Origin of the sequence: Neptuniibacter sp. QD48_11, from assembly GCF_047778095.1 — a bacterium.
Taxonomy (GTDB): domain Bacteria; phylum Pseudomonadota; class Gammaproteobacteria; order Pseudomonadales; family Balneatricaceae; genus Neptuniibacter.
Window position 1 is genome coordinate 478,413 of sequence record NZ_CP180551.1, and the last position, 12,357, is coordinate 490,769.

The following is a 12,357-nucleotide window of genomic DNA, read 5'->3' on the forward strand; positions in this document are numbered from 1 at the left end:
AGCGATTTACAAAGGTTTAACGTTCTTAAGAATGTTATCCGGTTGTTTAGTACTAGAGCCCGTTACCACATTCCTGGTAACACAAATGATTTAAACTGAAGAGTTTGATCATGGCTCAGATTGAACGCTGGCGGCAGGCCTAACACATGCAAGTCGAACGGTAACATGACTAGCTTGCTAGTTGATGACGAGTGGCGGACGGGTGAGTAACGCGTAGGAATCTACCCAGTAGCGGGGGATAAGCCAGAGAAATTTGGTCTAATACCGCATACGCCCTACGGGGGAAAGCAGGGGATCTTCGGACCTTGCACTATTGGATGAGCCTGCGTGAGATTAGCTAGTTGGTGAGGTAATGGCTCACCAAGGCGACGATCTCTAGCTGGTCTGAGAGGATGATCAGCCACACTGGAACTGAGACACGGTCCAGACTCCTACGGGAGGCAGCAGTGGGGAATATTGCACAATGGGCGCAAGCCTGATGCAGCCATGCCGCGTGTGTGAAGAAGGCCCTAGGGTTGTAAAGCACTTTCAGCAGTGAGGAAAGGTTAGTAGTTAATACCTGCTAGCTGTGACGTTAACTGCAGAAGAAGCACCGGCTAACTCCGTGCCAGCAGCCGCGGTAATACGGAGGGTGCGAGCGTTAATCGGAATTACTGGGCGTAAAGCGCGCGTAGGTGGATTGGTCAGTCAGATGTGAAAGCCCAGGGCTCAACCTTGGAACTGCACCTGATACTGCCAATCTAGAGTACGGTAGAGGGTAGTGGAATTTCCTGTGTAGCGGTGAAATGCGTAGATATAGGAAGGAACACCAGTGGCGAAGGCGACTACCTGGACCGATACTGACACTGAGGTGCGAAAGCGTGGGGAGCAAACAGGATTAGATACCCTGGTAGTCCACGCCGTAAACGATGTCTACTAGCCGTTGGGAGACTTGATCTTTTAGTGGCGCAGCTAACGCGATAAGTAGACCGCCTGGGGAGTACGGCCGCAAGGTTAAAACTCAAATGAATTGACGGGGGCCCGCACAAGCGGTGGAGCATGTGGTTTAATTCGACGCAACGCGAAGAACCTTACCAACTCTTGACATCCAGAGAAGTTACTAGAGATAGTTTCGTGCCTTCGGGAACTCTGAGACAGGTGCTGCATGGCTGTCGTCAGCTCGTGTTGTGAAATGTTGGGTTAAGTCCCGTAACGAGCGCAACCCTTGTCCTTATTTGCCAGCACTTCGGGTGGGAACTCTAAGGAGACTGCCGGTGACAAACCGGAGGAAGGTGGGGACGACGTCAAGTCATCATGGCCCTTACGAGTTGGGCTACACACGTGCTACAATGGCCGGTACAGAGGGCCGCGAACCTGCGAGGGTAAGCTAATCTCAGAAAACCGGTCGTAGTCCGGATTGGAGTCTGCAACTCGACTCCATGAAGTCGGAATCGCTAGTAATCGCGAATCAGAATGTCGCGGTGAATACGTTCCCGGGCCTTGTACACACCGCCCGTCACACCATGGGAGTGGATTGCACCAGAAGTAGCTAGCTTAACCTTCGGGAGGGCGGTTACCACGGTGTGGTTCATGACTGGGGTGAAGTCGTAACAAGGTAGCCCTAGGGGAACCTGGGGCTGGATCACCTCCTTAAACGAAAGCCGATTCTCGGCAAGCGTTCACACGAATTATCTGATCAGAGAAGTTAAGAGCAACGGTGTAGGCTTGTAGCTCAGCTGGTTAGAGCGCACCCCTGATAAGGGTGAGGTCGGTGGTTCAAGTCCACTCAGGCCTACCAATAATAGCCTTACTGTTTTCTTTGGGGCTATAGCTCAGCTGGGAGAGCGCCTGCTTTGCACGCAGGAGGTCTGCGGTTCGATCCCGCATAGCTCCACCATCATCCTAAGGATGAGAAGGAAGAGTTTTAAAACATATTGTCGGTTAAGACATTATCTTTTAAAGCTTTTTTGCTTTAAACGCTCTTTAACAATTTGGATTTGATTCATTTGATTTAGATTTAAGACATGTAGTTTTACTGCATGCGCCAATTCGGCGAAATCTATCGTTACTAGCAATACAAGTTACTGTGATTCCAGACGCCTTCGGGTTATATGGTCAAGTGACTAAGCGTGCACGGTGGATGCCTTGGCAGTCAGAGGCGATGAAGGACGTTGTAACCTGCGATAAGGTTCGGGGAGGTGGTAAACAACCTTTGATCCGGACATTTCCGAATGGGGAAACCCACCTATTTATAGGTATCTTTTAACTGAATACATAGGTTATTAGAGGCGAACCTGGGGAACTGAAACATCTAAGTACCCAGAGGAAAAGAAATCAACCGAGATTCCCTAAGTAGCGGCGAGCGAACGGGGACCAGCCCTTAAGCTTTATTAGATTTAACAGAACACTCTGGAAAGTGTGGCCATAGTGGGTGATAGCCCCGTATGTGAAAGGTCTTTTAAAGTGAAATCGAGTAGGACGGCACACGTGAAACGCTGTCTGAATATGGGGGGACCATCCTCCAAGGCTAAATACTCCTGACTGACCGATAGTGAACCAGTACCGTGAGGGAAAGGCGAAAAGAACCCCTGTGAGGGGAGTGAAATAGACCCTGAAACCGTGTACGTACAAGCAGTGGGAGCCGTTTTCGGACGGTGACTGCGTACCTTTTGTATAATGGGTCAGCGACTTACTTTTAGTGGCAAGGTTAAGCATTTGCGGAGCCGTAGGGAAACCGAGTCTTAATAGGGCGTCCAGTCGCTAGGAGTAGACCCGAAACCGAGTGATCTATCCATGGGCAGGTTGAAGATGCAGTAACATGCATTGGAGGACCGAACCGACTGTCGTTGAAAAGCCAGCGGATGACTTGTGGATAGGAGTGAAAGGCTAATCAAACTCGGAGATAGCTGGTTCTCCTCGAAAACTATTTAGGTAGTGCCTCGTGTCTAACCATGGGGGTAGAGCACTGTTTCGGCTAGGGGGTCATCCCGACTTACCAACCCGATGCAAACTCCGAATACCCATGAGTTCAATCACGGGAGACACACGGCGGGTGCTAACGTCCGTCGTGGAAAGGGAAACAACCCAGACCGTCAGCTAAGGTCCCAAAGTTTATGCTAAGTGGGAAACGATGTGGGAAGGCTTAGACAGCTAGGAGGTTGGCTTAGAAGCAGCCACCCTTTAAAGAAAGCGTAATAGCTCACTAGTCGAGTCGGCCCGCGCGGAAGATATAACGGGGCTAAGCATAACACCGAAGCTACGGATGCACTTTGTGCATGGTAGAGGAGCGTTCTGTAAGCTGTTGAAGCGGAAGCTGTAAGGCACCGTGGAGGTATCAGAAGTGCGAATGCTGACATGAGTAACGATAAGGGAGGTGAAAACCCTCCCCGCCGGAAGACCAAGGGTTCCTATCCAACGCTATTCGAGGTAGGGTGAGTCGGCCCCTAAGGAGAGGCTGAAGAGCGTATCCGATGGGAAACAGGTTAATATTCCTGTACTGCTCATAACTGCGATGGGGGGACGGAGAAGGCTAGGCTAGCGCGGCGTTGGTTGTCCGCGTTTAAGGTAGTAGGTTGAGGACTTAGGCAAATCCGGGTCCTTAAGACCGAGAACCGATGACGAGGTCCTTTATGGACTGAAGTAGTTGATGCCATGCTTCCAGGAAAATCCTCTAAGCTTCAGGTTATGACTAACCGTACCCTAAACCGACACAGGTGGTCAGGTAGAGAATACTAAGGCGTATGAGAAAACTCGGGTGAAGGAACTAGGCAAAATGGCACCGTAACTTCGGGAGAAGGTGCGCCGCTGACGGTGATGAGACTTGCTCTCTAAGCTGTTGGCGGTCGAAGATACCAGGTGGCTGCGACTGTTTATTAAAAACATAGCACTCTGCAAACTCGAAAGAGGACGTATAGGGTGTGACGCCTGCCCGGTGCCGGAAGGTTAATTGATGGGGTTAGCGTATGCGAAGCTCTTGATCGAAGCCCCGGTAAACGGCGGCCGTAACTATAACGGTCCTAAGGTAGCGAAATTCCTTGTCGGGTAAGTTCCGACCTGCACGAATGGCGTAACGATGGCCACACTGTCTCCACCCGAGACTCAGTGAAATTGAAATAGCTGTTAAGATGCAGTTTACCCGCGGCTAGACGGAAAGACCCCGTGAACCTTTACTACAGCTTCACAGTGGACTTTGACATTACTTGTGTAGAATAGCTGGGAGGCTTTGAAACTTGGACGCCAGTTCAGGTGGAGCCACCTTTGAAATACCAGCCTGGTAATGTTGAGGTTCTAACCCAGTTCCCTAAGCGGGATCGGGGACATTGTGTGGTGGGTAGTTTGACTGGGGCGGTCTCCTCCCAAAGAGTAACGGAGGAGCACGAAGGTACCCTCAGCATGGTCGGAAATCATGCAATGAGCGCAAGAGTAGAAGGGTGCTTGACTGCGAGACAGACACGTCGAGCAGGTACGAAAGTAGGTTCTAGTGATCCGGTGGTTCTGTATGGAAGGGCCATCGCTCAACGGATAAAAGGTACTCCGGGGATAACAGGCTGATACCGCCCAAGAGTTCACATCGACGGCGGTGTTTGGCACCTCGATGTCGGCTCATCACATCCTGGGGCTGAAGCCGGTCCCAAGGGTATGGCTGTTCGCCATTTAAAGTGGTACGCGAGCTGGGTTTAGAACGTCGTGAGACAGTTCGGTCCCTATCTGCCGTGGGCGTTTGAGATTTGAGAAGAGTTGCTCCTAGTACGAGAGGACCGGAGTGAACGAACCTCTGGTGTACCGGTTGTGATGCCAATTGCATTGCCGGGTAGCTACGTTCGGACGGGATAACCGCTGAAAGCATCTAAGCGGGAAGCCTCCTTCAAGATGAGATCTCACTGGGAACTTGATTCCCCTAAAGGGCCGTTGAAGACTACGACGTTGATAGGTTGGGTGTGGAAGCGCTGTGAGGCGTTGAGCTAACCAATACTAATTGCCCGTGAGGCTTGACCATATAACGCCCAAGGCGTTTGGCAAGTGACTTGTAAGATATGTAAGACGATAGAGAGTAACGAATTAGCGCGTAGTTAAGCTACAGTCGATAAACTATCTAGATCAAATAAAAGAAGAATCAGATCTAAGTTGTAACAGTTTTGCTTGGCGACCATAGAGTTGTGGAACCACCTGAATCCATCCCGAACTCAGACGTGAAACGCAACATCGCCGATGGTAGTGTGGGGCTTCCCCATGTGAGAGTAGGTCATCGCCAAGCATTTAATTAAGAGAAAACCCCGGTCACGCTGTGATCGGGGTTTTTTCGTTGTGGGCAATAAAATACGGTTAAGAGCGGATAGGCGCTGCTTGGAGCGGATAAAAACAAGTAAAAGCAGATAAGTCCGTAAGGGTGAGTTGTCTTAATTAATCCTAATACTAAACTGAACAGCTGTCCTTCGCTGTCCTTCGCTGTCCTTCGCTGTCCTTCGCTGTTCTCTAAGTTATTAATCCTTTTAATGGGATTTTGCGTATATTTCCCCTAAACTTCGCATTCGTATTTTTTGGTTTAATAGCGTCCAATAGTTATTGGTTCTAAGGTTGTTTGTATGTCTGACTCTCTAATTTATACATTAATTGCTATCTGTTTAGTTGTCTGTGCTGTAGCCATTTACTTCATTAAGCGTCATTACACACAGATTAAACAAGTTAAGGCTGATCATGCATTACAGGCTGAAAAAATCAGTAAACGTTATAATGAGAGAAGGGCTTATTTAATTGAGAGTGTTCAAGTTATCTCTAGAGCGGTAGGTAATGATGAGAAGTTAACTACGACAGAAGCGTGTATTCGCTTGTCTACACTGCTTGAATCTCTCGCTCCTCAGTTATTACAGCATGCTGATTATTCTGTAATCTATGAGGTATTTAAACGCACGGAACATATTCCAATTAAGGATCAGTGGAAAGCGTTATCTAAGCAAGCTAAGTGGTCTTTTCAGAAGGAGATGTCACAAATTGATTCTGAGCTGGGTGACAAAGTAAAGCAAGCTGCTGCTAAATTGGCTAATTATGATTTTGATGAGAGTCTCCATTAATGTATGGAATTTTTACTCGTATTTGTAATTAGTTTCATAGTTCTTGTTGGTGTTGCCTTGGCATTTGCTTTAGGGAAACCGCCTACTTACCGCCCTTCAAGAGCTGAGGTAATGGCTCTACTCGTTGATCTGATGGAAAAGCGTTTAGAGGTTGCACGATGGGAAATGTTTTTATCTCTCCCCATCCTACACGACCCTGAATTAGAAAATATTAGAAAGGGGTGTTTGGTAGTTGCTTTCGGTGATAATGAGCATCCGCCTGCAGGTGAAGGGCTAAGTGGAGCTATTTATGATCGTGACGGGATTCAGCGTATCAGAGTGTTAGCGGTTAAATTAGATCATTTGATTAAATCTGAGCCTAGTTCAAAGCTCTTCTGATAGATCGTACTGTTCGTTTTCAATTATTCTCTTGAGCTGCCAAAGCTCCTTCCAGATGGTTTTGTACTTTTGCTCTATCAGGGCGTCATGTAATTTGTTGCCACTTACTTCTAATTCAGGAATCTGGAACAACCCCGCTAAACCTAATAATTGATGGCTATGATTTCTCATCATCGAAATATCTTTGCTTTCGAAACCGTTCATTATTCCTTGTAGTTGTTTTTTAACTTCCGCGGATAGCTCGTGTTTACCTAAGTCATATTTCTCTATATCGGTTACTTCATTTTGCGGAGTCGGTGTTAGCGGTTCATCATTTTTTGAGAACGAAAGAAATTGGTTTATAGAGTGGCAAAGGTCGCCATCATTGATAGGTTTCAATAAAACATGGCTGATGCCAGATTCAATCAACTTCTGGTGTTCACTGGCGATGACGTTTGCGGTCAAAGCAAGGATTGGCAAGCTAGGTTGTGTAAGTCGGATCTGTTTTGTTGCTTCTATACCATCCATTTCTGGCATGTGTACATCCATCAATACCAAATCTGGCTGATGTTTAAGTGTTTGCTGCAGTGCTTCGCTGCCGGTTCTTGCCTCTAATACTTTAGCGCCTGCTTGGACAAGAATCTTTCTAACTAACAAACGGTTAAAGTCATTGTCTTCTGCAATCAATATGGTTGGTGTGTTAAGGATTTGTAATACGTTCGCTGTCTCATATTCAGGCAGTTTGTAAGAATCAGGGGATAATGCGTTTAGCAGTAATTGTGTCCGTGCAGGTTTACGTAGCTGGATAACTCGATAGTTATTGATAATAGATACAGGTGTACTACTTAAGATAATCAACCTGCCGCTTGAATTTTCTAAGATTCGGTTAATTTGATCTATGGTGTTTTTCTGTGTGTATTTAGGGGGTAGGCCCCAGACGATAGTGCTTTCTTGTAATTCTGCACTTAACGACAACAGTTCTGCATACGAAGAAGCCTCAATGATTTTGGTCTGCATGTTGCTCAGTTGATGTTTTAAGCCTTGGCTACATAGTGGATTAACGTCAAATAAAAGAATATTTTTACTCTTATAAGTGTGCTGAGCTCTTTGGCTCTGTCGTGCAGAAAATGGAATTTTAAGTGTTACTTCAGTACCTTGGTTTTCTCTACTTGCTAAAGATATAGAGCCGGCCATAAGTTCAGTTAGACGTTTGGCAATAACGAGCCCTAAGCCGGATCCCCCGAACTTTCTTGTGATAGATGTATCTGCTTGGCTGAATGCCTGAAATAGATTAGTGATTCTATCTTCTGGTATACCAATACCGGTGTCTTTGATAACGATTTCAAGTTCGGTCTGTACAGGATCACTCTTGTGGGTTGTAACATGCAAACAGACATAACCAGCTGATGTGAACTTTACGGCATTACTAATTAGGTTTGATAGGATCTGTCGTAACCTGATAGGGTCTCCAATGATGAATTTCGGCGTATCAGATTCGATTATTGGAATTAGTTCTATGCCTTTCTCATTGGCAGAAGCTGCTTGCATCTCCATTACATCTATAACGCAGCTTTCAAATTCAAAAGAGATCTCTTCTAATTCTATGGCGTTTGATTCAAGTTTCGAATAATCCAAAATATCATCAATGATTGATAACAGCAGGTCAGAGGTTAGATTAATAATCCTAGTGTATTCTTGCTGTTCCATCTGCAGTTCGGTTTGATCTAAGAGGCGGGCAAAACCTGAAACTGATGTTAAAGGCGTACGTAGCTCATGGCTCATACGTGCAAGAAATTCATCTTTTGCTACGTTAGCTTTGTCTGCTCTTTTACGCGATTTATCGAGTGCTTGGTTCTGTTTCTCTAGATGTACAAGCGTTGACCTTAAACGTTTAGTTGCTTTGTCTACACGGCTTTCAAGCGTCTGGTTTGATTCTTGTACCCGTTGAGCTAGACGGTTAATCCCTTGTGCCAGAGATCGGAGTTCACCTGTACTAGAAAGGCTAGCTCGAGTTTCAAGATGGCCATGTTGAAGCATCTCAATTACATGAGTAAGGCCTAGAATTGGGTTGGTAATTCTTTGTCCAAAGCGTGATGCGATTAGTAAGGTGGTCAATAAACCTATGATCGCAAGAATGACCCCTTTCGTTAAAATCTCAAATTGCCGTAGCTGAGTAGGTTTTTCAGATAGAGCGATTACTACCCAGCCAATAAATTCTGGTTCTGTTTCCTTGCTTGCAGTTTCATCAGTATCTAAGAAATCTACACCCGTCGCTACGACAGGATGTAGGAAGTAAACCTGATTGTTTTTATATAGAGGGTAACCCGCATCTTTATCTAGTGGAGGTGCATTAGGATTACCTTGAGCAATTACATCAAATGCCGGTGATAAGAATATTACGTCGTCTACTTCTTCTGCTTTTGTTGCGGATCTAATGAGGCCCTGAAGAATCTCTTTATTCCCAATCAATAGACCGAATTCGGCTGAGGTCGACATCATGCGTGTCATTGTCTGGCCTTTTTCGATCAGTGCATCTCGAGCATCATCCAACCGGGTATTAATAAAATAGCCGCCTAAGAGCAAAGTGATCATGCACAGTGGAAGCAAAGTGATGATTAAGACCCGTTGTCGAATACCTAATGTGAATTGACGTTTCATCGCTCTAACTCCATTAATTGTTGGGTAAGAGCATCATCTGAAGGTATTTTGATATTCAGGGAGTTAGCTGCTTTTTTATTAGTAACTACAGAAAAGTATTTAGGGTGCTGCGCATCTGGTAATCGACTACCCGAGATCGCTTTTTGGATCATTTCCGCTGTTTGTTTACCTATTTGCTCTGGTGTTGAATAAACTGCGGTTAATGCACCAGCTTCTACATACTTTTGTGAAAAACCTATTAAAGGGATTCGCTGACGAAAGGAAATGTATAAAATCCACTTGGCGGTTGTGCGGTTGAAAACTGATTTATCTGGAAGAGATAAAAAGAGATCAGCATTTCGAATAAGTGGCTGTAGTTTATGGATTGGGTTATCGCTCTCCTGTAAAACGGTTGAGCTAAGTTGCAGCTGTTGCTTTTGTGCCGCAGCCTCTAATAACGGTAGATCATTCTTCGAATTTGGACCAAGTGCTGTTGCTACAGTCTTTGCATCCGGAGCGATTAGTCTTGCCAATCGAAGTTGCCGTGCATAGGGTTGATCTAGATAGATCGCAGTTATAGTTCCATTCTCAATCCGAGTTTGGTCTTTCTTTCTTGCCAATAAAGCTTGATACGTTAGGCGAGGCAAGAAGCTTGCGTAAAGCTTTTGTGATGGTGTTATCCGATTATAAAGTCGATCCGCTGCTCGTGAACCTACAGCAACAATATGTTCAAAACCTTCGGTATTAAAGTTGTTATCTTGCAAATCTTGTAAGGTAACCACTTTGGTATGTGAAGAAATATTGACTTGAATGCTATCCGCAACTTTTTGGTATGAGTCTGATTGGCGGCTTAAAACAACTAAATTTTCGGCCGCTACAGGGGATGCTAATAAAATTAGAGCAAACAAAGGACTTAGCAGCGGAAAAATCCGCCACTTTGTTTTGTGAAGTGTGGTCGAGCTCTTAATCAACACATCTACAATCCATTGCAGTTTATTGGTTTAGAACGTTAGCCCCATTTGCAGGTAGGTCCGACGCTCAAATATATTGTTTGAATAGAATTCTGCATACTCTTTATCGAATAGATTCTGAACGATCAGGGATAGTTCCAGTTCAGAATTCATATCTAATTGAAAAGTATTCGAGACTTTCATATCAGTTCGAGTGTAATTCGTACGTCCACTGTTTTTGTCGCTGAAACCCTCAATCCATTCTACGTGATCCATATAATAGTGGGATAATGATATTAAGCTGCTATCAGTAGGTTTTGTTGATAACAACAGTGATGCAGTGTGCAAAGGTGAAGCAGCATTAAGCGGGACTAGCCTTGGATCGGCTTCTGGGTATGCACCGCGGTTCCAAATGCCTCTAGTTTGGTTGTAACTATAGTTAAATATCACCGTATTTTTATGTGGTGATAACGATGTGTATTTGAACTGGGCCTCAGCGCCTTGATTGATCCACTCTGAGTTATTCTGGCCAATATCATAATGATCATTATTTGCATCATCGACATCAGAATCTATTCTTGTACTCCTGACGGCCGCATTACTTATATCTTCATAGAAAAGTCTGAGATCAAAATGACTGCCGTGTTCAGGCCAGGTATGAAAGAACCCTAATTCAAAGGTGTTGATCTCTTCAGAATCGAGAGGTCCGGGTAGGTTAAGTAAATCGATTGTTCCAGGGCCAAATAAAACACTGTAATCGATCACGGCACGGCGATTTGTTTCTAGTAATGATGGCATTCGGTGAGCATGAGAAAATGCCGTCCTTATTGTGGAGAAGTCACTTAATGCATAGTTTAGTGCGGTTCTGTATGAAGTTGCGCCGCCGACATAAGTGCTTTCTTCAAACATAGCGCCGGCATTCAGAGTTACTTTTTCTGTTGCTTTATACTGAAGGTTACCGAAAATTTGCCAGCGATTCCCATGAATCCAATCTTTATCTGGGTATTGAAGTAATACGTTGCTTTTAACTCGTTCGTGAATAAGGTCGCTACCTAGAACCGCTTTTATCCGCTCATTAGGATTGGTTGTGTATAAAAAGCCAATTTCATGGGTTTGTACCGTTCCACGTTCTGTATCTTTAGCAGCAGCGCCTCCAAAATTATCAGCAAGTAATGCTTCTGCTAACTCTACAGTCGGAATTCCTTCGTTAATTACGAGCTCTTCTGCTGTCCAATTTTCTGTATCTAGCTTTAAAAAATTGTGTGTGTAACGCAGTTGGAGTTCTGACTGGTCTTCTAAAACTCGGTTCCAACGAATATCTTGGAAACTGGATAGGTGATCTCTAGGGGTAAAGCCTGCTTTATCAAGATCAGTTTTATCAGAATCCCCGCGATAGGCGTAACCCTTGGTTGCGCCGATATCAAAATGGATAGTGTCGGATAGATTAGGTGTTATAGATCCAGATAGGGTAATAAACTTATTTTGCGCACCATCCTTATAATAATCGCTACCATCATTTTCTTCTCTACCAGCAGATAGGGTGTAACTGATATTTGAAAGGGTGTCTGAGTGGCGTGCAGTAATATTTTTTGTGCCAAGGGCGCCAGTCGTGGTTCTAACAGCCGTACCAGATTCGGCAATTGGAGATTTAGTAATAATATTGATGGCACCCAGAAACGCATTCGAACCATGGGTAGGTACGTTGGAGCCTCGTACGACTTCAATATGGTCAATATCATCCACAGTAATGCCTACGGTTTCCCAAACTACAGTGGAAAGTAGAGGTATATAGATCGATCGACCATTAATCATCACTTCCATGCGTGATGGAAAATCATCTGACATGCCGTGATAAGTAACACCCATTTTATTTGTGTTTACGTGGAATACTTGCATTCCAGGCACTAAGCGAAATAGGTCTGGAATATTGATGGCACCTGAAGCTTCGATCATATCTTGATCAATGATGGTGATGGCAGCAGGTGCTTCAGTTAGTTTCTGAGGAAAGTGTGTCGCAGAAATTACCTGGGGAATATCTATAAAAATATCTTCTTCGGTGAATTCGGGTAACTCAGATTGATCTTGAGCGAAAACATTTAAAGTGGTGGCAAGCACAACCGGACTTATTAAATATTTTGATTGTTTCGTTATTTTGCCATCAATCATGCGAGTACATCCTATAAAAGCGTATGTGCTTAAGTTTCGAAACTAACGGAGGAAATAAGGTCTGGGATTAGATTTTAAGCCCAACATACACAATAATTATTCCCATAATAATAGCCTCTATGATGAAGCCATTGTTTTCCAGTATCCAACTCATTGTTAACTAATGCAGCCAAACTTAATGGGTTATCTATGATAACTTT

Annotated in this window: 5 protein-coding genes, 2 tRNA genes and 3 rRNA genes; 7 read left to right on the forward strand and 3 right to left on the reverse strand. The window is 44.8% G+C overall.

Translation table 11 applies throughout. The features are described from left to right. Nucleotides 1-92: 92 nt before the first annotated feature. The 7 genes from ACMXYU_RS02160 to ACMXYU_RS02190 all read left to right on the forward strand — a co-directional run bounded on the left by ACMXYU_RS02160 (nucleotide 93) and on the right by ACMXYU_RS02190 (nucleotide 6,425). Nucleotides 93-1,632, forward strand: a 16S ribosomal RNA gene (locus ACMXYU_RS02160). A 68-nt stretch (nucleotides 1,633-1,700) separates the two neighbouring features. Beyond that, nucleotides 1,701-1,777: transfer RNA gene (locus ACMXYU_RS02165), tRNA-Ile, on the forward strand. 23 nt (nucleotides 1,778-1,800) lie between these two features. Continuing rightward, a tRNA-Ala gene (locus ACMXYU_RS02170) sits at nucleotides 1,801-1,876 on the forward strand. 216 nt (nucleotides 1,877-2,092) lie between these two features. Beyond that, nucleotides 2,093-4,975: ribosomal RNA gene (locus tag ACMXYU_RS02175) — 23S ribosomal RNA — on the forward strand. Nucleotides 4,976-5,117: 142 nt separating this feature from the next. After that, nucleotides 5,118-5,233, forward strand: a 5S ribosomal RNA gene (rrf, locus tag ACMXYU_RS02180). The 16S, 23S and 5S rRNA genes sit together here with 2 tRNA genes alongside, the layout of an rRNA operon. A 328-nt stretch (nucleotides 5,234-5,561) precedes the next feature. Further along, complete coding sequence (locus tag ACMXYU_RS02185; RefSeq protein ID WP_415899992.1) at nucleotides 5,562-6,047, forward strand: DUF2489 domain-containing protein; 486 nt, start codon at nucleotides 5,562-5,564, stop codon at nucleotides 6,045-6,047. Nucleotides 6,048-6,050: 3 nt separating this feature from the next. After that, nucleotides 6,051-6,425, forward strand: coding sequence for a hypothetical protein (locus ACMXYU_RS02190; RefSeq protein ID WP_415899993.1), 375 nt, complete (start codon nucleotides 6,051-6,053; stop codon nucleotides 6,423-6,425). Here ACMXYU_RS02190 and ACMXYU_RS02195 read toward each other — a convergent pair. Genes ACMXYU_RS02195 through ACMXYU_RS02205 form a run of 3 tightly spaced genes read right to left on the reverse strand, consistent with a single transcriptional unit; the run spans nucleotide 6,411 to nucleotide 12,157 of the window. Continuing rightward, nucleotides 6,411-9,062 (reverse strand): ATP-binding protein, encoded by a 2,652-nt coding sequence (locus ACMXYU_RS02195; RefSeq protein WP_415899994.1) that lies wholly within the window; start codon nucleotides 9,060-9,062, stop codon nucleotides 6,411-6,413. The two genes, ACMXYU_RS02190 and ACMXYU_RS02195, sit on opposite strands and share 15 nt — an antisense overlap. Then, nucleotides 9,059-10,015 carry an ABC transporter substrate-binding protein gene (locus tag ACMXYU_RS02200; RefSeq protein ID WP_415899995.1) on the reverse strand — a complete coding sequence of 319 codons (957 nt, stop codon included), beginning with the start codon at nucleotides 10,013-10,015 and terminating at the stop codon, nucleotides 9,059-9,061. The genes ACMXYU_RS02195 and ACMXYU_RS02200 overlap by 4 nt, the downstream gene beginning before the upstream one ends. 27 nt (nucleotides 10,016-10,042) lie before the next feature. After that, nucleotides 10,043-12,157, reverse strand: coding sequence for a TonB-dependent receptor plug domain-containing protein (locus ACMXYU_RS02205; protein WP_415899996.1), 2,115 nt, complete (start codon nucleotides 12,155-12,157; stop codon nucleotides 10,043-10,045). Nucleotides 12,158-12,357: the final 200 nt, after the last annotated feature.

Excerpts from the sequence above, each read along its gene's own strand:
- ACMXYU_RS02190 (WP_415899993.1), top strand. The coding sequence starts at position 6,051 with ATGGAATTTTTACTCGTATTTGTAATTAGTTTCATAGTTCTTGTTGGT.
- ACMXYU_RS02195 (WP_415899994.1), bottom strand. The coding sequence starts at position 9,062 with ATGAAACGTCAATTCACATTAGGTATTCGACAACGGGTCTTAATCATC.
- ACMXYU_RS02185 (WP_415899992.1), top strand. The coding sequence starts at position 5,562 with ATGTCTGACTCTCTAATTTATACATTAATTGCTATCTGTTTAGTTGTC.
- ACMXYU_RS02205 (WP_415899996.1), bottom strand. The coding sequence starts at position 12,157 with ATGATTGATGGCAAAATAACGAAACAATCAAAATATTTAATAAGTCCG.